Below are 19690 nucleotides of genomic sequence, written 5' to 3' on the forward strand. Positions count from 1 at the left end.
AATGCCATCACGGTACACCTGCTTTTACGGAGGTATGTTTGCTCATCTGCTTGTGTTTTGATCACCACCTACTTTTATTTCGTACCCGCTATGCCTTACCTAAATCTCGATACCTGGCCCCGCCGCGCGCATTTCGACTTTTTCCGATCCTTCGACGAGCCCTTTTTCGGCCTCACCGTACGGGTAGACGCTACCGCGGCCTACCACCACTGTAAAGCAGGCGGCCACTCGTTCTTCCTGTACTACCTGCACCGCTGCCTGCAGGCCGTCAACGCAGTGGAAGCCTTTCGCTACCGCATCGAGGGGGAGCGCGTCCGAATCCACGACCAGATCCACGCTTCGGCGACCATCGAACGGGCGGATGGCACCTTCGACTTCAGCTACATCCCGTACGTGGCGGACTTCACCGATTTCGTCAAGGGAGCTAAGCTGGAGATCGACCGCATCCAGTCCACTACGGGGCTTAACGTAGGGGTAGCCGGCGCGGATGTCATTCACTTCAGCGCCGTACCGTGGCTGGACTTTACGAGCCTGAGCCACGCCCGCAACCTTACCCTCCCAGACAGTGCACCCAAGATCAGCATCGGCAAGCTCACCGAGCGCGACGGACGGCTGGGCATGCCGGTCAGCATTCACGGCCACCACGCCCTGATGGACGGCCGCGAGGTGGGGGCCTTCGTCCGCCGGTTTGAAGCAGGTTTGGGCGGACGGAGCGCAGGTGCGAAGACTTTAGCAGGTAATTCTGTAACTTAGGTAGCCCGATCATCCTTAGTACGTCAGGGCATCACTACTCGCTCCACTCATCCGCCGGTCACCTGCCGGCCTAATCTATCGACCTATGCAACACCTCATCTGTCTGTTCCTCCTGCTAGCCTGCATCCAGCTAGGGGCCCAGGACTTTGCCGCCATCGACCAGAGCGTTATGGATGCCGCCTACTACCCGAGTCAGGCCCCCCTGCGCAGCTTCGCCAAAACGGAGGAGGAACGCCTGGCCAACGAGCCCAAGATCCGCGTACTCTACTCCCGCCCGCTCAAGAAAGAGCGCACCATCTTCGGCGATCTGCTGCAGTACGGCGAGCCCTGGCGCGTGGGGGCGAATGAGTCCACCGAAGTGCTTTTTATGCAGGACGTGAAGTTCGGCGAGCAGGTCGTACCCGCCGGCCGCTACACGATGATCGTGATCCCCGGTGAGGACAGCTGGACCGTAAACCTCAATACCGAGCTGGACGGCTGGGGCAACTTCAGCTACGACCCGGAATGGGACCTGGCTTCCGTCACCGTACCCGTACAGACCAGCGACGAAGTCATCGAAGCGGTATCCATGGCCCTGTACGAGGCCAGTCCGGGCGTAGTGCACCTGAAGATGGGCTGGGATACAAGCTACGTGGAAGTGCCCATCACCCTGTAGGCTAGTACTGATTTGTACCTCCTTACGGTAAGTCGCTGCGTTCTTGCACTGCTCTCCCTGCTATTCATCGCACCGGCGGCCTCCGCCCAGGATGCGTACGTGATGACGGTGGACGACCTGCCGCGGCTGCCCACCGTGACCTTCGCCCTGGCCTTCCACTTTGTGGCGCTGGACGACGGGACCAACTTCGTGACCGACCCCCAAGACTCGTTGCTGCTAGCCCACGATGGACACGAGAAACTGCGGGCCGACGTACTGATGGGTTACCTGATCCGTGAGTTGAACGGCCGCTTCCGTACCGCCCTGCTGGATATGCCGGCCACCAAGGATACTAGGATTCGATTCGCCTACCTGAACGGGGCGGAGCAGCCCCTGTGCTCGGCCTACTTCTACGGGAGTCAGGACAGGATCGCCTACCGGGAGGATGCGCTCAATATCGTTTTCACCAGGTACCGGGGACAGCGTGCGCCGAGTGGCTCTACGCCCGGAGTGGGGAGCAACAGTGTGTACGTATATAACCAGCTACAAAACTACTTGCGCGGCAGTCACGACACCTGGACGGTGGCCCGCGTGATCGCCCACGAATTCGGCCATAGCCGGGGACTGGACCACACCTTCAAGTGCGATAACCCCTGCAACGGCGTAGACCTGGTGGCTACCGACGAATGCTTCGGCAAGTGCACCACCAATAATAACGGAAGCACCACGGCGGGGGTCAACTGCTTCGGCGGTAGCGCGCGCAAACTGATCATGGCCTACGGTGCCCAGGTGCATCTGACGCCCTGCGAGACCGAGCTGCTGTGGAACTACCTGATTGAGCACCCGGCGGCGTACCAGACCTATAGCGGTCCGCTGCCGCTGCCCCGGCGGGTCGTACCGGCTCCCTACTAGCCTACCCGGACGGTGCCCGCGTGGTGGACCGGAAAGTTGACCGAGCGGGCGATGAAGCAGCGGCGGTTGGCCTGCGCGTGGAGAGCCTCGGCCTGTTCCACCATTCCGGCTTCAGTGACTACTACGGTGGGGTGGAGGGTGACGGAGGCGAACTGTCCGTCGCCGGAATCGGTCTCGGTCATCTCCCCCTCGGCGGCATCGGTGTAGGCGCGTACGATCACGCCCTTCGTGGCACAGAGGTGGAGGTACCACAGCATGTGGCAGGCGGCCAGGGACTGTACCAACAGATCTTCGGGACTGTAGCGGGACGGATCACCCCGAAAGGCTGGGTCCGATGAGCCGGGGATGGTGACCGTCTTGCCGGGGGCGGAGAGTTCGTAGTCGCGGCCGTAGGCGGTATAGGTGTGGGTGCCGGCGCCGTGGTTGCCGGTCCAGGTGAGGTGGGCGGTGTAGTGGTGGGTCATACTACAAAGCTATCGTGAAGCGATAGATCAAGTTGCGTCTTCATTGGCACCAAATACCGGCCGCATGAACAACCGCTCGTAGCTCACGATGCAGCGGGTCTCGGTCGCATAGGCATAAGCAGCCTGACAGTCGGGATCGAGCATACTATCGCGGCGGTACACCTCGTAGTCGGCCAGCGAGGCAAAGCTGAAGGAGCAGGACGCGATGGTATTAGCCCCTTCGTACGGCAGCAGGTAGCCGTGGTGGGTGCCACCGAAGCGCTCGACCAGCGGGATCCAGGTGCGGGCGTAATGCTCGAACTCAGCCAGTTGGTAGGGATCGATGATGTAGCGGACGTAGCAGGTGACCATGGCGGTGGGTTTTGGGGTGGGGGAGTGGTGGACAAGGTAGTGGTCCGCTAGTGGCTGCGGGTGAGCACGCGCGCTGGGTAGGGTAGCCGCACGAATGTTGGTGACCCGCGGGGGCCGCAGCTGCAAGGTGCGAGCCGGAGCGGGGTCGATGCGTGGCCCTGCCGATTCGTGTTTGGGAAAAACCCTGCACCCGCGTGCCCCGCCCGACAGCACCTCCGGTTGCCCTCAATCCATAAACAGGCGCGGCAGCCAGAGCGAGAGATCGGGGATGAGCGTGACCAGCGCCAGCACCAGCAGACTCACTAGCAGGAACGGAAAGCCCGCCCGGCTGACCGCACCGATCGACACCTTGCCGATGCCGGCGGCTACGAACAGACACACCCCCAGCGGCGGCGTAGTGAGGCCGATCATCAGGTTCAGTAGGGCGATGACGGCAAAGTGGATGGGGTCGATGCTGACGGCTAGGGCCACCTGCAGGAGGATGGGAAAGAGGATGAGCAGGGCCGCGATGGTCTCCATGAAGGTGCCGACGAAGATGAGCAGCAGGTTGATGAGGAGCAGCACCACGTAGGGGTTGCTGGAAAAGCCGAGGATCTGGCCGGACACGAGCTGTGGCAGCTGCTCCGTGATGAGAATGTAGCCGAACAGGTTGGCAAAGCCGATGAGGACCATCAGGGCGGCGGAGGTCTTCATGGAGTCGAGGAAGACCACCATGGCGCGCCGCAGACTCAGCTTGCGGTACACGAATACGCCGATGATTAGGGCGTAGAGCACCGCGATGATGGACGCTTCCGTGGGGGTGAAGAGTCCGCCGATGATGCCGTAGAGGATGATCACCGTCATGAGCAGCGACCAGAAGGTGTCCACGAAGCTGCGGCCGATCTGCCGTAGGTTGCTGCGTTCGAGCTTGGGGTAGTTGCGCTTGCGGGAGATGTAGTAGGTGACGCCCATGAGGCTGAGGCCGAGCAAGAGTCCCGGCAGAGCTCCGGCCAGGAAGAGCTTGCCGACCGACAGACCGGTCAGCGTAGCCGCGATGATCATCGATACGCTGGGCGGAATGATGGGGCCCACCGTCGAGGAGGCCGCCGTGACCGCACAGGCGAAGTCGGCGTCGTAACCCTCCCGCTTCATGGCCGGGATCATCACCGAGCCGATGCTGGCCGTATCCGAGATCGCCGTACCCGAGATGCCGGCAAAGAGCATGGAAGCCGCTACGTTGGCCAGGGCGAGTCCGCCGCGCACGTGCCCCACCAAGTGGTTACAGAAGGTGATGATGTGCTGCGTGAGCCCCCCGTGGTTCATCAGGTTGCCGGCCAGGATGAAGCCGGGGATGCTCAGGAGGACAAACACGTCAATACCCGAATACATCTTCATCGGTATTACGATCAGCGGCGTACCCTCCACCAGCAGGTAGGCCAGGCACGACAGCCCCAGACAAAAGGCGATTGGAAAGCGCAGCAGGATACAGACCGTGAAGGTGCCGAGCAGAAGCAGAATCATCGACGGGGTGTTTTGGTAGCGTGCCGCCGTAGCCGGTCCACGGCGTACACCAGCAGCGACGCCCCCAGGATCACCATACCCGCAAAGGGAATAGCCATGGGGAACTTCAGACTGGGCGAGCGCTCCGCCCAGCCCAGCACGGTCAGCTGTACGGCGTAGTAGAGGAACAGGGCGAATAGCACTACCGTCAGTAAGTCGATCAGAAAGGCTACCCGCCGCTGCCAGCCCGCGCTCATGCGCTGATACAGAAAGTCGAAGTGGACGTATTCACCACTGCGCAGCGCCAGTCCCGCCGAGCAGCCGATGGCGATGATGAAGCACAGCCGGGCGGCCTCCTCGGTCCACGACGGCGCGGTTTCCAGAAACAGCCGCGCGAAGATCTGCAGCAGCACGCAGGCTATGAATCCCAGGGTGCTGCCCAGGGTGCCCCACTTCATGGCCGTACCCACCACGCGGACGAAGCGCCTCACTGTACCGGATCCTTGAGCGAGCGGTACACCTCCTGCATGGCGGGGCTCAGTGTGTTATAGATCGCATCCCCGTGTTTGCGCACGAAGGCCGGCCGGTCCACCTCGATGAACTCCATGCCCTTGGCCTCCAGGTCTGCGCGGATCATCGCCTCGTTCTCCAGGAACAGCTTACGCTCGTAGACCTGCATTTCGCGGGCACAGTCCAGAAAGATCGCCTGAAGGTCGGCCGGGAAGCGCTGAAACTGGGCCTCGCCGATCACGGGGTAGGTCCAGCCGAAGACGTGGCTGGTCAGGTTCACGTAGTCCTGCACCTCATACATGGCGGCCATGCGGGTCAGCGGCAGGGGGTTTTCCTGGGCGTTGATCACGCCCTGCTGCAGGGAGGTGAACAGCTCGGAGAAGGCCATCGGCGTCGCCTTGGCCCCCAGCGCCTCCCAGGTGGTGACGAAGGCCGGGATACTGGGGATGCGGACGATGAGCCCCTGCAGGTCGTCCGGGTGGCGGATCGGGCGGTTCGACGTCAGGTGCCGTGCCCCGGCCTGGAAGTAGGCCACGGGCCGCAGTCCGGTCTTGGTGACCATCTCCGCGCGGATGCGTGCACCGACGGGGCCGGCCAGCATCGTGTCCACCTCCTCCATTGAGTCGTTCAGGAAGGGCATCTCGCAGAAGGTCATGATCTCGGTCCAGTTGCTCAGCAGCGCGCTGGTGGTGGTCATATCGATCACCCCGGACTGGATCATCCGGATCGCCTCGATCTCCTTGGCCAGCTGCTCGGAGGGGTAGGTCTGCAGCACGATGCGCCCGTCGGACCGCTCCTCCAGCAGCTCCCCGAAGTAGGCAAAGGCCCGAAACCAGGTATGGTCCTCGGCTACGAGCAGACTGGCGCGCAGCAGAAACTCCGGCTCGTCGGCCTCGGTAGCGGACGGATTACAGCTCCAGCTACCCAGCAGGGTGAGGCAGAACAGGAGGACGGCGGCTGGTCGTGGCATGGGGGGGTGAAGCTAGGGGTTTGCTGGGAGATGCGGGCGGGGCCGCGGGTGCTGTGCGGATAATCTATTGGGACCTCTAAAGGACTAACGGCAGGAAATCTTAATGCGCAATGGATGGACCGGCAGGACGTCCTAGTGAGTATATCCGAACGTAAACCGATTCCATTGAACTTGAAACTTACCTATCCGCTCGCTCTTCTGCTGAGTATTCTATTTTTTTATGGCTGCACCAAGGAGGCTGTCGATGCGCCGGAAGCGCAGCCCGTACGCACCTACGAGCGGATTGCCGGCTTTGTACAGAAGGGTCCGTTCTTGAACGGTACGTCCATTCAGCTGGCGGAACTGACCACGTCCCTCGCACCGACGGGTAGCTCGTTCACAGCGCAAATTGCGGACAATACGGGATCATTCGCGCTACGCAATGTGCAACTGGGTTCACCCTACGTGCAGTTGCGCGCCGATGGATTTTACTACAACGAGGTCACTGACGAAAGCTCCTCGGCGCAATTGACCTTGTACGCGCTCTCTGACATTACCCAGCATGATGCCCTAAATGTCAACCTACTTTCCCACTTAGAAAAAGCGCGGGTGGAATACCTGCTGGATGAGGGAACATCCTTTAGCGCAGCCAAGGCGCAGGCACAGCGGGAGATCTTTGCCATTTTTGGTATCGAGCAGGAGGATGCGCAGTCCAGCGAGCTACTGGATATCTCGCTGGCCGGTACCGACAACGCCAAACTACTGGCCATATCCGTCATCCTACAGGGGTACCTGGACGTAGCGGACTTCTCCGAACTGCTGGCCAATATCAGTACGGACATCCGCGAAGATGGAACCTTGGAAAGCAGCGCCCTAGGGTCACAACTCATCAATAATGCCACCCTGCTACGGCCAGCCGTTATCCGGGAGCAACTGGAAGCGCGGTATGCGCAATTAGGTCAAAACGCGGCCATTCCGGATTTCGAGATCTACGTCGCCTCGTTCATAGAAACCACCGCCTACGAGCAGACCAATGCCATTCGGTATGCCGAGCAGGGCGCCTACGGGCCGAACCTGCTGGACACCAACCTAGTGACATATACCCAGGGTCATTATTCCCTCCACGCCGATCTGCCTGCATCTACGCAGCTGCGCGTAAAGATCGCCGGGTCGAATTGGGCATTTGGTCTTCCATCCAGCGATAGCGGCTGGGACTATACAGACCGCGAAGAGTCGGACACCTCCCGGGTATTCACCACCAACCGGACCGGTGCCGTGGATCTAATTATCGACCTTCATATCGAACCCAGACATCCTGATTACCAGAATCCCGATGCACCCCTCCCGCCGCGCCACATATACACCCGCATGCAGGTGTATGAGAACAACGCGCTAGAGCCGATCTGGGAAAAGACGTTTGTGGTGACGTATAGATAGGGTACTGCATAAGGTACGGGCGATGGAGCTAGTACACGTGTAGACGGCACCGTTGCTGTCAGCTAGTTAAGAATGCCCTTTGTCCGCGTCCGCCGGACCGCTCCTCCAGCAACTCCCCGAAGTGGGTGAAGGCCCGAAAGCAGGTGTGGTCTTCGGCTACGGGCAGACTGGCGCGTAGGAGGAACTCCGGCTCGTTGGCCTCGGTAGCGGACGTGCTACAGCTCCAGCTACCCAGTAGGGTGAGGCAGAGAGGTAGGGCAGCGGCTGTTCATGGCATGGGGGTATTCCTCTCCCCCGGCCCCTCTCCAGGGGAGAGGGGGGACGTCTCTGGTCCTGTTGAAAAGTCGCAATCATTTAGCTAATAGCCCTGCTAGATTTCCCCTCCGGCCCAGTACCATAAGCGTCCGGCAACTTCGCCTAGTCCGTGGACGAAGAAGAAACAGAGGGAGAACATTAGCGTTAGAAGTAGGATAAGTACTACTGACTTTTTGGAGCTGGTGGTTTGGGAATGGCGCATATAGTAGGGCTAGATGATTCTATCGGTTGTGCCGTTAACTAGTGCTTATATGTGTGGCAAGCCTTACACAAGTAGCCGTTCTTGCCTAAATTAAAATAGCCAAAAAATCGCCAAATATTATTAATTCGAAATCGACTATTTCTAGGTCGCCAGTATGTCAGGACTGGTTAGTACGATCGGAATGGTATAGTGCTTGTTCAGTATTATGATAACCATAAAGCAATATAGTAAACGCCACTATAATGGAAGACAAAGTCGATGGGCTGTTAGTACTAATATGAAGGCTATTTATTGTCACTCTCGATTAAGAAATTATGGCTATTTTTATTGACCTGAATCACGTTTTTGAACTGCAGCTTGATGCATATAAAAAAGCTGAGATATTCCAATTGTATTCACAATAGTAGCAAATGGTATACGATGACGCAGAAATGTTGGGCTCCCATTGTACATAACTTGCTCTGAGGATTGTGAAGATACTATACCAATGAGTTTGCCAGAATCAATATCGATAACTGGTCCCCCCGAGTTTCCGGGGTATACACTAATGTCGACATATGTGAATCCAAATTCTGGGTTAGACAGACCGACTCTTCCCCAACTCGTCATCGGTAAAGTTAGGTTAGGCTTTGGTAGTAGAGTACCATCAGAACCATAAAATTTTTCAGCATGTAAGTTGCTGACAGATACAGGAAAGCCGATAGCAAAAATACGTGTCCCTATGTCAGGTACTTTAGGATAAAGTAAATTACTGATATCAATTGGGTCGTATTCCTCATCTATCCTAGTACTGTCAAAATTGTCAATCAGATCTGTGAGGTTCCATAATGTAAGGTCAGCGTCTGGCCATCTAGTAATGATTCCAGTATAATCAAATATATCTTCACGAACTACCGTAAAATCTTTGAACTCATATAAAGTATCTGCATATGATTTAAATCTGGGAAGTATTCTTATCATAGGTGGTAACACGTACTTCAGTAGTCTTTTATTATAAGGATTACCACTGTTGTCAAAAACACCATATTCGTATAGCGGAACTCGTAAAACGTGGTCGGCGGATAATAGAAGCTTTTGATCATTAGAATAAAAATAGATTGCTGTACCTGTAGTGGAGTACTCTTCCAACAGCGAGTGAATTTCTTGCTGATAATAGTCTGTAGTGATCTTCCCTTCTGCCAATAGGGATTCTAAGTTATTTATTTGCCTTTTCTTATGTTCTGTATATGAGGTGTCTGGAAGAAAGCTTTGTACATTAAATAGAGCATCATGCCACGTATTCATCATAGTAGAATCTTGGCCATGTAGTACAGGCAGACTAATTAAATAGATACATAGGTTAAGGCAAATAGTCTTGAATATGCACTTCGTAAAGATCATGGTAATTTTTATTATAAAGTTCAAACGATAAGATATGCAATAATGTTCTGTGCCTGGACTTTCAAGAGAACCTTCTAAGTTCCAAATTTCCCTCAACTTCAGTGCAGGACATATAATTGTATTGGTTTGTATCTTGGTGAACTATACCGTTGATTAACAGACGACTTGAGATTAACCACTACTACTAATTTATTCTGACCACTCAAAAATAGTTGCTTTAATGTATGGTGTTCGAGGTAGGTCAAAATGATTTCACTATGTTAATTTACATGTGATAAATTTTGCATTCTCGCCTGGTAACAGTCCTGGTGCATTATGCCAATGACTCGAAGTATAGTTTGCTTACACCTACATTGAGATTCTTACTTTGCTGACAAATGATTTGGTCTATGAGCAAATCGCAACCTTTATATAGTCGAACAAAGTAAGGGCCTTGAAGTCGAAGAATCCACATATGTTTAAATTTTCTGTAATCGAATTTATGTATATCAATCAGCCAGTTATAGTACTCAGTGTTAGGCCGCAAATGAGCTATTTGGTCAAAACTCATGTCTAGGTACAAAAGCATTTCTAGTAGTTGATCAAAATCTTGCGATTGCCCGTCGTTCAGTACGCTATATTTATCACGCTTTGTACTTAGAGTGTCTGATATATATTTATCGAGGTAATCGTCGAGATTTATGACGTCATTCATAACTCCCTTGTATATTAAGTAACCGGTAGGGCGCTTTTTTAGAGCCAATATCAGAATATTCGCAACTCGAGTTTTAGCAGCGTCATCCAAAAACTTGAAATCAGCTAGAAAATGGGATAATTCATATCCCATTCCATGACCACTAATTGAGGCCTCAAGGAAGTCAATATATTTATCGTATTCAGGACCAAACTTTCTGCCGATGTTGCTATCGCTTTTAAATATCTCTGGCCTAACATACTCATTTAAGACCGTAATATGGTTGTAGGACTCGAATACTATATTCTTTGTCTCGCTTGAAAAATCATGAAAATACACTGTAAGAAACGAAGAGAACTTAACAGCAACACTCTTTGAAAGAAATTCGAGCTTCCCAGCAATCGCGCAAACTATATTCGCAATTTTATCACTTTCCTCATTCGAAATATTTGTTCTTATGAATAGTGTTAATGTATTTTCCAAGATGTTGAACACATGATTGAAAATAGAGTCAATTCTTGCTAATTCGTGATAATGAATAATAGAGTCAACACTATCAAGCATCGACTTTAGATCAGCAATAATTGCAAGTGTTCCGAATTGGTCAACAAATACCGTTCGGTTAAATCTTAAGTACGGAAGGGAGTGAAATAATCGAGTCATTCGTGATGGTACCATTTCTCTAATCCAAGTCTGATAATAAAACTCACCATATGATTTACTAGGTTGCCTCCCTCTAGTTGAATGTGAATAGATAAATATTTCTAACGACTTGCACAAATAATCTTGATAAAGATCTGATGAAGAGATAGGTAAAAGGTTGCCAAATGTTGTATATGAGGTGATTGAATAGGCATCTAGAACTTCAAAACTTGGATCGTGTAAGGGTGCGTAACCGTATTGAATATTTTCAAAATCCCTTCTTGCATCTATCCTAAGGCGTTCGAGGCCTGCCAAGGAATCGTGTAAATATGTTTGCCTATCAGTCCAGAAAAGAAAGTCCGATTTCTCTAGCTCACACCCCTGACTAACAAAAGAAGAAATTATCAAATTTGGATTAACGATTTGGTGGGTGTCTTCCTCGTCCAATGATACCCCAAAATACGTAGTTAGGTGATATAAGCCTAATTCGATGAAGTATCTAGCTATAAAATTTGATGAAAATTGAAATTTAGATTTAAGATATAAATAAATAAGCTTTGCAAGTTCGTAGTCACCGATCATTGTTGCGGAATACGCTGTTCTAAGTGGGTTCTCCAGCTGATCAAAGTCTCTCGTAGACCTAACGGTAAGCAACTTTTTTGTAAGTGTTTTATAGTCAAAGCGCAATAAACTACATCGCTCACAATTACATACATTTGAGCCTGAAGTGTTAGGTACTGCGAAGGACTCGTCAGTACCATGTAGGGAAATACGTAGAATTCCATTAAATCTAAAGAAGGTTGACACCTGCAATTTGCAATCAATATCTGACTGTAATTTCAACAGGTGAAACAAAGAGTTATAAAGTTTAGCGTCATCTACTCGAAGTATGAAATTTGACACTTCAATACACCTACGTTCATTAAATGGATATAGTGATAGTAATAATTTGCTTGAGATTACAATTGCTGGGTCGAAATAGCTTATGATCTGAAGAACCGCTTTAGAATACTCGGTTCTACGTAATTTGCTATTAAGTGAGTCAGAAACTCTTATCAAAGACGGCATAGCGGATGAACCCGCTCTAAAATTGAAGTCTGCGTATTCAGTTCTTAAAATTTCGACTATACTGGTTAGTTTGTTGATGCCAAACACCAGATTTTTGATCAATGCGCCAAAATCGGTAAGATCAATTTTTGATCTATTAATGTCAAACCCTATGTCTTCAAGGCTGACATTAGAATTGGTCAATGTTGTATCTAAATATTGTTGAAGTTTTCCGTTAGTTATAGTTGGTTTATATTGTGGGACTAAAAAAAGTATTATTAATGTATCATAATGTTCATGAACTTTATTTCTAACAATAGATACTAATGTGTGCTTGATTTTGTCTGCGCTATTGTCCGAAGTAACTTGAATATACATATCTCCATCCGCCGATCCAATATCAACTCCAGGATGATTTGTAGTGTATGTCTCCAATACCGCAAATTCTTTGTCGTAAATAATCTCAAAAATTCTGCAAATCGCATGTTCAATATATTTATTTATGTTGTAATACCCAAAACCCTTATTTGAAATAATTATATCATTTGCAGTTATGCTCAGCAGCATACTGATTTCGCGCTGAAGATTTATACTCGACATGGATAGAAGTGCTTTATTTCTCAAAAAAATATTTCCTAAGTCAAATCTACGACATCATTTGCAACTATTAACTGAGATCGTAAAAAACGCACTGTTGAATTAATGTAAAGTCTACATATGGGATTATGTAACCTCGGTCTTAACGACTGTTTTCACTTCTGTCCTATAAATATATATGTACATATATTTGCCATTACAAAGCTTTTCCGCACTCAATTATTTAGTTGTAATATTGGTGTGGGGTATGCTATGATAAGCGCCTTGAATTAGATAATTCTTTGTAGTACAACTTTATTGTGCAGTGTACAGGTGACCAGGAAGGCCGCCTGCCCGTCCACCTCCGTCACGTCCTTGCCGATCTCGGCCAGGGTAGCCTCGGCCAGTCCCCACTGATTGTAGTTGAAGGCGTCGAGCTGCAGGCGCACGGGCAGTCCCTCGCGGAGTAGCCCGATGTCGCTCGGACTCACGTAGGCCTCCACCCGCAGCTCCCCGTCTGGCGAGATGTGGGCCAGCTGCTGTCCGGCACTGGCGAAGGCACCGGCCTGGAGTCCGCCGGTCTGGGTAAGCTGTCCGTCCACCGGCGCGGTGACCACGTAGTGCCGGGCCCGCTCGTGCAATTGCGTAAGCTGCTGCCGCAGTTCGGCCCGTTCGCGGCGGATGCGCTGCAGGTCCTGCGTCCACACGTGGGCTTGCTGCCCGCTCAGTTGCCGCTGCTGGTTCTGCAGCAGGGTCAGCTCGTAGGCCGACTGCTCGTACGCCATACGGGCGATCGCGCCGGTCCGGATCAGTTCGGTCTGCCGATCCAGCTCGCGCGTGGCGTGCTGCAGTTTCAGGTGTAGTGCGTCGCTCCGCCGCCGGTAGTCGCGGTAGTCGCGCTGGTATACGTCAGTGGTCAGGGTGGGGTAGATAGTGAGCGAGTCGGGGGCAGAGGCAGTCAGGTGGTGGAGGTCCTGGAGCAGGTGATTGCGCTCGTTAAGCTGTTGGCGGAGGTGGTCGGCCTCCGCGCTCAGTTCGGCGGTACTGACGATCAGTAGCGTATCGCCGGCCGTCACGGTGGCGTTCTCCCGCAGATTGGTGTAGGTGACCTGTCCGCTCACCGGCGTAGTCACGGGCGTCAGCTTCATCGTAGGCCGCAGGATGCCGCGGCTCTGGCTATTGACTTCTACGTCGATGAAGGGCAGTGCGGTAGCGCCCAGGAGCAGGCCAAATACCACCGTCAGGTAGATTAGGCGTCCGCTGCGGCGGTGGCGGGCGTGCAGACCTTCTACGCCGTTCACCAGCGGGAAGGGAAATAATTTTGGGTCCATAGTAGGTGTTGTTTTCGCTCGAGCTAGCCGGGCGGGGCCGCAGGATGCGGTGGGTAGAAAAGAAAGGCGGTGTGCTTAGGCCGCCAGGCGATCAACGGATAGGGATACGGTGACCGAGCCGCTAAGCCGTACGGACAGACTCGTAAAGGCGTCGTCCTCCAGGCTGGGATAGCGGCCCGGTGTGATGCGGTACACGGACGGTGGCAGACCGAGCTGCTCCACCACCCAGCTCGGCAGGCGGTAGCTGTCGCGTACGGTGAATACGGCCCCTGAAAAATGCTGCTGCCTTGTATCTGGCGCTATCGATGTATTGGTGAAGTGGACGAGCAGTCGGCCCGTAGGCACATCGATACGTAAGTACGCTTCGACGACCCGGGCGCAGTCCGCCGCAGGTACAAATCCCACGGGCTGCATACTACAGATACCAAGCGAAGCGCAGTGGGCCGTGCGCGGCGAGCCGAGCTGGACGCTCAGTTGGAGCCCCCGGCGGCAGGCCGATATATAAGTCGAATAATAGGGTGATAGGTGGTGCATAGATCGTTTGATGAGTAGCCGTAGGGAATGTATTTCCCCTATTGGTACGGCAAAGATCAGACGACCTAATCACGAAACATAGGACACCTATGCAGCGGTTTCGGAGGGTAGATTAGGATGGTTCTGGAGGCTAAAATCAACTAAATAGCTGATTTTCAGCGTATAACGTATTTATCTAAATTCGATAAATTCTATTATAGCGAGACAGTAATGTGTTCAACCATATATATTGTACCGCAGTAATCACCTATATCCCCAGACGCACCGCCCGCTCCGTCAACTCCACGAAATCCAGCAGCGATACCTGCTCCGGCCGCCGCCGGAATACTTCTTCGTTCATCAGTTGGTCGGCCGGGAAGATTGACTTAAGGCTATTGCGCAGCATTTTTCTCCGCTGCCCGAAGGCTGATTTCACCACGTGCTTGAAGGTACCGTAATGCTCATCGGCCACCAGTGGCTCCGTGCGGCGCACCAGCCGGATCACGGCGCTCTGCACCTTCGGCGGCGGCTGGAAATTGCCGCGCCCCACATTGAAGCAGAGCTCCGGCAGGTACCGCACCTGTACCAGTACACCAATCACCCCATACACCTTGCTGCCCTCACCACTGATGACCCGGTCAGCCACCTCCTTCTGAAACATCCCCACCATCTCGGGCAGCAGCGTATAGTTGTCGAGCAGCTTGATGAGGATCTGACTGGAGATGTTATACGGGAAATTCCCCACCAGTCCGAAGGGCTTTCCCCCGAACACCTCCGCCATATCCAACCGCAAAAAATCGCCCTCCAGAATATCCTCGCTCAACTGCGGATAGTGAATATTAAGGTAGGAGATCATGTCGCGGTCCGCCTCGGCCACCCGGAGATGAAAGTCCTCGCCACGCTCCAGCAAGTGCTTGGTAAGCATACCCTGGCCGGGGCCCACCTCCAGCACGTTGCTGTACTGGTCCGTCAGCTGCAGCGCCTCGGCGATGGCCTTGGCGTAGTGCTCGTTGGTGAGAAAATGTTGCCCGTAGGATTTCTTAGCGCGCAGAGGGAAGGGGATTCAAGGGGTTAGGGAGGGAAGGGGTTAAGGGGTTAAGGATAAGGGGGTTAAGGGGTTAAGGTGGATGGGGGAGGTGTGATAGGTATGATTGGAGGGATGGTGGGGTAGGGACGCAAGGTACCGCGATGTAGGCACTTAGGGATCGCGTTGCTATCATCAAACCCTTTGCACCCGCGACCCCGGCCCCGAACAACACCCTTGCCCAACAGGGTTACTCCAACACCTCCCACGCCCTTAACCCCCTAACCCCTTGCCCACCTACTTCATTCCCGCCGACGCCCACGAGGGCTGTACCTGGGTGCCGCAGCAGCAGCGCCTGTACTTCACGACGACTAAGAAGAAGGATCCGCACCGGGTGGGTATCTGCTACCTAGACTTTAGCGCCTACGATCTAGCGCGGGATGCGCGATGGGGAGAGCGGCTAGATGAATCGGTCACCTCTCTACAGGCCAGGGAGTGGCTACACGACGCCAATATGGCCAACAGCATGTGTCTGAGTGAAGATGGCAACGGCCTACTGGTGTGCGAACAGGGGGACATGGACCGCCCCGCCCGACTCACACGGCTCGCCCTGGATACCCGGGAGCGCAGCGTGCTCTTCGATGGCTACCGGGGCAAGCCGCTAAACAGTCTCAATAAAGTGATCCGCAGCCAGCAGGGGCACCTCATCGTGAGCGATCCGGACTACGGCTTTCGGCAGCACTTTCGTCCGCCCCCGGTGCTGGAACCCAGCCTGTACGTGCTGCCCCGGGATGGTGAGCCCTTCGCCTTCGACTGCGGACTGGAAATGCCGCACGGCCTGGCCCTCAGTCCCGACGAGCGTACACTTTTCGTCACCGATACCAGCAACGATGGGGCCCACGACGACGGGGTGACCCTTAAACGTCGCCGCGCGGTGTACCTCTTCGACTTCGACCCCAGTACGGGCAAGATCACCAATGATCCCCGCTACGCCTTCGCCGTAGATAAGGGCGTACCCGACGGCTGCCTCACGGACGGCGATGTCTTTCTGGTCGGCGGAGGAGACGGAATCTACGTCTCGGACCTCATCGGTAACTATCGCGGCAAGATTAAACTGGACAGAACGGCGGTCAACCTGGCCGTCGTCCACAAACACCTCTTCGTCACGGCCGACGAAGGCGTCTACATCATCCTCGACTGGCGGCAGCAGCTCAGCTAAGCCGCCGTAGCGCAAACCACGCCAGCAGGGATGCCCCCGTCTGCAGGCATTTTTCGTCCACGTCGAAGGTGTCGGTGTGCACGGGGCTACCCGCATGCCCCGGTCCATTCACGCCCAGCCGGTAGAAGCAAGCCGGTACGTGGTGGGTGTAGAAGGCAAAGTCTTCCCCCGTCATCCGGATGGGCAGGTCGACCACCTGCTCCTCCCCGAGTAAGGTCCGTGCTTCCACCTGCGCCCAGCGGGTGAGCGGTTCGTCGTTTTTCAGGAACGGGTAGCCGTGGCGGACTTCCAGCTCCGCCGTGCCGCCCAAAGCCGAAGCGATGCCCTCCGCCGTGCGCCGTAACCGTTGGTGCAGCTCCTTGCGCCAGGCTTCATCAAGCGTACGCAGCGTACCCTGCAGGTGTACGGCATTGGGTATGATGTTAGTGGCGCCTCCCTCGCTGGCGATGTGTCCGAAAGTAAGTACGACGGGTAGGGTAGGGTCGGTCTCCCGGCTCACTAGTTGCTGCAGGGCGGTGATGACCTGGGCGGTGATCACGATGGGGTCCACTGCCTGGTGCGGCATGGCGCCGTGGCCACCCCGACCGCACACGGTCAGTCCAAGCTCATCGGTACTCGCCATATAGATGCCCGGCCGGAAGCCCACCTTGCCCGCCGCCAGGGGCGGATGCACGTGCTGTCCGAACAGTGCCCCCGGCACCGGGTCCCGCAGCGCGCCGTCGCGGATCATCAGCGTAGCCCCTCCCGGCAGTTTCTCCTCGCCGGGCTGGAAGAGCAACCGTACCGTGCCCCGGAGCTTGTCGCGCAGTGGCATCAGGATCCGGGCGGCCCCTAGCAGGGCGGCAGTGTGGACGTCGTGTCCACAGGCATGCATCACCCCGGGCGTACGCGAGCGGTAGTCCACCGCGTTGTTTTCCTGAATCGGTAGGGCGTCGAGGTCGGCGCGCAGGGCTACGGTTGGTCCCGCTCCGCTGCGGATCTCCGCTACCAGACCCGTACCCGCGATCCTGCGGTGGGGGATGCCCAGTTCGGTCAGTCGGTCGGCCACATACTGCACGGTCGCATGTTCCGCAAAGCTCAGTTCGGGGTGAGCGTGCAGGTGCCGCCGGTCCGTCACGGTAGCCGCCGCCGTTTCTTCCGCCAGGGCGCGTACGCGGGTGCCAGGGTCATTCATGGAACGCAAGGTAGTGCGACCATACACTCCTAGCGGTGCTTGCTACTCTAATTCAATCCCCTCGATCCGACTTCCCGGTACGAGGCTGTCCACTACGTCCTGTCCCTCGATGACCTCGGCGAAGATGGTATACTTCCCGTCCAGGTGGGGGGTAGGGCGGTGGGTGATGAAGAACTGTACCCCCTCGGTGTCCCGCCCCGCACTGGCCATACCGACCAGTCCGGCGCGGTCCCAGTGTAGTAGTGGCGTTTCAGTGGGAAGGGTAAAGTCTTCCGAGCCGAAGCCGTCGCCACGCGGTCCGCCGCCCTGGGCTACAAAGTTGGGGACCACACGGTGAAAGGTCTTTCCGTCGTAGTAGCCTTCGTCGATCAGTTGCAGGAAGCTGGTAACCGTAGCCGGAGCGACGGTAGGGTAGAGGCGCAGCGCTATGATGCCGTCAGCGGTTGTTATACGGACGGTGCGGTCCGCCGATGCTGCCAACAGATTCCAGTCGATGGTCAGTACCCGCTGGGCCGGGGCGGAAGGCAAGGCTTGCTCTTCCCCGCGCAGGGCATTGCGACTCCGGTAAACCTCGGTGTAGGTTTCCAATTGGCGGGGCAGGGCGTAGCCTTCTAGGGCGGTGTCCAGCCAGGCTAAGTCGGGATAGATCGAGCGGTATACCCCCGCCCCTTCGGTGAGGGCCAGGGCAGCGTGGTAAGCCGGACCTTCCTCCCTACCCTCGATCAGCTCCCGGAAAAAACTCGCCAGTTCGGCGCGTATGCGCTGACGGCTGCTGCGAAAGTAGTCGTCGAAGTCCGGCCGATCGCTGATCGTCTGCAGGGCCTCGGCGGCGGCGGTGCGTACCACGGGGCTTGTTGATTCCTGCAGGTAGCCATACAGTACCCGATACATCCACGGGAATTCTCCCAGGGCGCGGAGCAGGTCGGCCCGTTCGTACGGATCGCTGCTCGTGGTAAAGCGCTGCCGAAGATTGGTAGTAATACGCTCGCGGTAATCCGTCAAAAACGGTGACAGGTGCCGGTTCGCAGCGCGGTAGAGCTGGGCGCTGATCGCCGGGGGTAGATCGTCCTGCGCCAGCTGTAAGTAGAGGGGCGCATCGGCTGCGATACCATGATTTATCAGGTAGTCCGCCGCGGTGCGCGCGACCAGGGGATGTGGATCGCGCAAGGCTTCGATCACCGATTCCCGGACGGAGGCGTACTCAAAGCCAGCCAGGGCACGCACGATCTCGACGCGTTCGCGCCAGTCCGTACCAGCTTCCAGGCGGCGCAGCAGGGCGATCCGCGCCGGCGGTAATCCACTACGACCCAGTGTCCGGATCACCCCCATTGCGATCAGCGGATCAGAGGTTGTTCGTAGCAGATCACGCAGGCGGCGCTCCTGACTGCTGTCTAGCTCAATGTCTATCCGCTGCAGGTACTGTGCGGCTGGATAGCGCACTTCGTTCGGTACGCTAGTGTCCAGTACTAGTCCTACAGTGGCAGCATCCGCGGCAGCCGGGTGGTATCCCCTGAGTGCGGCGTACAACATACCGTACATCCGGCCGGCTAGTAATACAGTATCCTGGGGGGTATAGGTGGTAATATTCGCTAGTAATGCAGCCTGATCATCCGTACCGACTTTGCCAACCGCCTGCAATACCGCGGCATTAAACGATGGGGCGGAGCCACTACGGTCGAAGGCCGCAACCAGTGCATCTGCGACCGGCTCCTGACCGCTCTGTCCCAGAGCGTATGCGGCCTGGACGCGTACTACCGTCTCGGAGTCACTGAGCAGTGTGATCAGCGTATCGCGGGCCGCGTCCGTAAGGGTAGGGAAGCTTCCGAAGGCCCGGGCGGCCAAATAGCGGTAGGTGGGATTACTGTGGTGCAAGTAAGATACCAGACTGTCGGTCTGCCGGGCGTTCTGCCAGTCGAAGAGCTGTCGGGTAGTAGTATCCGCGAGGTCGATGGCTACGGTAGTGCGACTGACCGGTTCGCTCGGGGGAATGCAAGCGGTCAGCAATAGGGCTAATGGAACGAAGCCCCACACAATAAATCCGGTCGGTAGAAGCGGGGAAACTAGACGGCAGAGGGGCATGGGGTAAAGATAAGCGGCTACCTTTG

Annotated in this window: 17 protein-coding genes; 5 read left to right on the forward strand and 12 right to left on the reverse strand. The window is 55.2% G+C overall.

Going from position 1 to position 19690, the window contains the following annotated elements; translation table 11 throughout:
• Nucleotides 1-90 precede the first annotated feature (90 nt).
• The 3 genes from MJQ68_RS05145 to MJQ68_RS05155 all read left to right on the forward strand — a co-directional run bounded on the left by MJQ68_RS05145 (nucleotide 91) and on the right by MJQ68_RS05155 (nucleotide 2299).
• Complete coding sequence (locus tag MJQ68_RS05145) at nucleotides 91-753, forward strand: chloramphenicol acetyltransferase (protein ID WP_238749951.1); 663 nt, start codon at nucleotides 91-93, stop codon at nucleotides 751-753.
• Between the two features lie 85 nt (nucleotides 754-838).
• A complete protein-coding gene (locus MJQ68_RS05150) occupies nucleotides 839-1408 on the forward strand; it encodes a DUF2911 domain-containing protein (RefSeq protein WP_238749952.1) in 570 nt (189 codons plus the stop codon).
• Between the two features lie 12 nt (nucleotides 1409-1420).
• Complete coding sequence (locus MJQ68_RS05155) at nucleotides 1421-2299, forward strand: M12 family metallo-peptidase (protein WP_238749953.1); 879 nt, start codon at nucleotides 1421-1423, stop codon at nucleotides 2297-2299.
• Here MJQ68_RS05155 and MJQ68_RS05160 read toward each other — a convergent pair.
• The 5 genes from MJQ68_RS05160 to MJQ68_RS05180 form a co-directional block, all read right to left on the reverse strand.
• On the reverse strand, nucleotides 2296-2763 hold the full coding sequence (locus tag MJQ68_RS05160) for an OsmC family protein (protein ID WP_238749954.1): 468 nt from the start codon (nucleotides 2761-2763) through the stop codon (nucleotides 2296-2298). The genes MJQ68_RS05155 and MJQ68_RS05160 overlap by 4 nt on opposite strands.
• A gap of 27 nt (nucleotides 2764-2790) precedes the next feature.
• Nucleotides 2791-3114, reverse strand: a complete 324-nt coding sequence (locus MJQ68_RS05165) for an NIPSNAP family protein (RefSeq protein WP_238749955.1) — start codon at nucleotides 3112-3114, stop codon at nucleotides 2791-2793.
• 225 nt (nucleotides 3115-3339) lie between these two features.
• Nucleotides 3340-4614 (reverse strand): TRAP transporter large permease, encoded by a 1275-nt coding sequence (locus MJQ68_RS05170; protein ID WP_238749956.1) that lies wholly within the window; start codon nucleotides 4612-4614, stop codon nucleotides 3340-3342.
• Entirely contained in the window at nucleotides 4611-5084 is a 474-nt protein-coding gene (locus MJQ68_RS05175; protein WP_238749957.1) for a TRAP transporter small permease, read from the reverse strand. The genes MJQ68_RS05170 and MJQ68_RS05175 overlap by 4 nt, the downstream gene beginning before the upstream one ends.
• Nucleotides 5081-6073 (reverse strand): TRAP transporter substrate-binding protein, encoded by a 993-nt coding sequence (locus tag MJQ68_RS05180; protein ID WP_238749959.1) that lies wholly within the window; start codon nucleotides 6071-6073, stop codon nucleotides 5081-5083. The genes MJQ68_RS05175 and MJQ68_RS05180 overlap by 4 nt, the downstream gene beginning before the upstream one ends.
• Nucleotides 6074-6238: 165 nt before the next feature.
• Here MJQ68_RS05180 and MJQ68_RS05185 point away from each other — a divergent pair, with 165 nt between their 5' ends.
• A complete protein-coding gene (locus MJQ68_RS05185; protein ID WP_238749960.1) occupies nucleotides 6239-7489 on the forward strand; it encodes a hypothetical protein in 1251 nt (416 codons plus the stop codon).
• Between the two features lie 841 nt (nucleotides 7490-8330).
• Here MJQ68_RS05185 and MJQ68_RS05190 read toward each other — a convergent pair.
• The 5 genes from MJQ68_RS05190 to rsmA form a co-directional block, all read right to left on the reverse strand.
• Nucleotides 8331-9293, reverse strand: coding sequence for a S1 family peptidase (locus tag MJQ68_RS05190; RefSeq protein ID WP_238749961.1), 963 nt, complete (start codon nucleotides 9291-9293; stop codon nucleotides 8331-8333).
• A 406-nt stretch (nucleotides 9294-9699) separates the two neighbouring features.
• Nucleotides 9700-12348: an SMEK domain-containing protein gene (locus MJQ68_RS05195; RefSeq protein ID WP_238749964.1), complete on the reverse strand. Its 2649-nt coding sequence runs from the start codon at nucleotides 12346-12348 to the stop codon at nucleotides 9700-9702.
• A 266-nt stretch (nucleotides 12349-12614) separates the two neighbouring features.
• Entirely contained in the window at nucleotides 12615-13655 is a 1041-nt protein-coding gene (locus MJQ68_RS05200) for an HlyD family secretion protein (protein WP_238749966.1), read from the reverse strand.
• 75 nt (nucleotides 13656-13730) lie between these two features.
• Complete coding sequence (locus MJQ68_RS05205; protein ID WP_238749967.1) at nucleotides 13731-14189, reverse strand: hypothetical protein; 459 nt, start codon at nucleotides 14187-14189, stop codon at nucleotides 13731-13733.
• Between the two features lie 247 nt (nucleotides 14190-14436).
• Nucleotides 14437-15231: a 16S rRNA (adenine(1518)-N(6)/adenine(1519)-N(6))-dimethyltransferase RsmA gene (gene rsmA / locus MJQ68_RS05210; protein ID WP_238750597.1), complete on the reverse strand. Its 795-nt coding sequence runs from the start codon at nucleotides 15229-15231 to the stop codon at nucleotides 14437-14439.
• 250 nt (nucleotides 15232-15481) lie between these two features.
• Here rsmA and MJQ68_RS05215 point away from each other — a divergent pair, with 250 nt between their 5' ends.
• The gene (locus MJQ68_RS05215) at nucleotides 15482-16411 is read left to right on the forward strand and encodes an SMP-30/gluconolactonase/LRE family protein (protein ID WP_238749968.1); all 930 of its coding nucleotides are present in this window, start codon (nucleotides 15482-15484) and stop codon (nucleotides 16409-16411) included.
• On the opposite strand, the gene MJQ68_RS05220 is transcribed toward MJQ68_RS05215, so the two are convergent.
• Complete coding sequence (locus tag MJQ68_RS05220; protein ID WP_238749969.1) at nucleotides 16404-17585, reverse strand: M20 metallopeptidase family protein; 1182 nt, start codon at nucleotides 17583-17585, stop codon at nucleotides 16404-16406. The genes MJQ68_RS05215 and MJQ68_RS05220 overlap by 8 nt on opposite strands.
• Nucleotides 17586-17627: 42 nt before the next feature.
• On the reverse strand, nucleotides 17628-19664 hold the full coding sequence (locus MJQ68_RS05225) for a peptidylprolyl isomerase (protein WP_238749970.1): 2037 nt from the start codon (nucleotides 19662-19664) through the stop codon (nucleotides 17628-17630).
• Nucleotides 19665-19690 lie beyond the last annotated feature (26 nt).

It is taken from the genome of Neolewinella maritima, assembly GCF_923081025.1.
Classification (GTDB): domain Bacteria; phylum Bacteroidota; class Bacteroidia; order Chitinophagales; family Saprospiraceae; genus Neolewinella; species Neolewinella maritima.

What these genes read in the sequence shown, in the direction of transcription:
- MJQ68_RS05145 (WP_238749951.1), top strand. Translation starts at nt 91, where the DNA reads ATGCCTTACCTAAATCTCGATACCTGGCCCCGCCGCGCGCATTTCGAC.
- MJQ68_RS05150 (WP_238749952.1), top strand. Translation starts at nt 839, where the DNA reads ATGCAACACCTCATCTGTCTGTTCCTCCTGCTAGCCTGCATCCAGCTA.
- MJQ68_RS05160 (WP_238749954.1), bottom strand. Translation starts at nt 2,763, where the DNA reads ATGACCCACCACTACACCGCCCACCTCACCTGGACCGGCAACCACGGC.
- MJQ68_RS05165 (WP_238749955.1), bottom strand. Translation starts at nt 3,114, where the DNA reads ATGGTCACCTGCTACGTCCGCTACATCATCGATCCCTACCAACTGGCT.
- MJQ68_RS05170 (WP_238749956.1), bottom strand. Translation starts at nt 4,614, where the DNA reads ATGATTCTGCTTCTGCTCGGCACCTTCACGGTCTGTATCCTGCTGCGC.
- MJQ68_RS05180 (WP_238749959.1), bottom strand. Translation starts at nt 6,073, where the DNA reads ATGCCACGACCAGCCGCCGTCCTCCTGTTCTGCCTCACCCTGCTGGGT.
- MJQ68_RS05190 (WP_238749961.1), bottom strand. Translation starts at nt 9,293, where the DNA reads ATGATGAATACGTGGCATGATGCTCTATTTAATGTACAAAGCTTTCTT.
- MJQ68_RS05195 (WP_238749964.1), bottom strand. Translation starts at nt 12,348, where the DNA reads ATGTCGAGTATAAATCTTCAGCGCGAAATCAGTATGCTGCTGAGCATA.
- MJQ68_RS05200 (WP_238749966.1), bottom strand. Translation starts at nt 13,655, where the DNA reads ATGGACCCAAAATTATTTCCCTTCCCGCTGGTGAACGGCGTAGAAGGT.
- MJQ68_RS05205 (WP_238749967.1), bottom strand. Translation starts at nt 14,189, where the DNA reads ATGCACCACCTATCACCCTATTATTCGACTTATATATCGGCCTGCCGC.
- MJQ68_RS05220 (WP_238749969.1), bottom strand. Translation starts at nt 17,585, where the DNA reads ATGAATGACCCTGGCACCCGCGTACGCGCCCTGGCGGAAGAAACGGCG.
- MJQ68_RS05225 (WP_238749970.1), bottom strand. Translation starts at nt 19,664, where the DNA reads ATGCCCCTCTGCCGTCTAGTTTCCCCGCTTCTACCGACCGGATTTATT.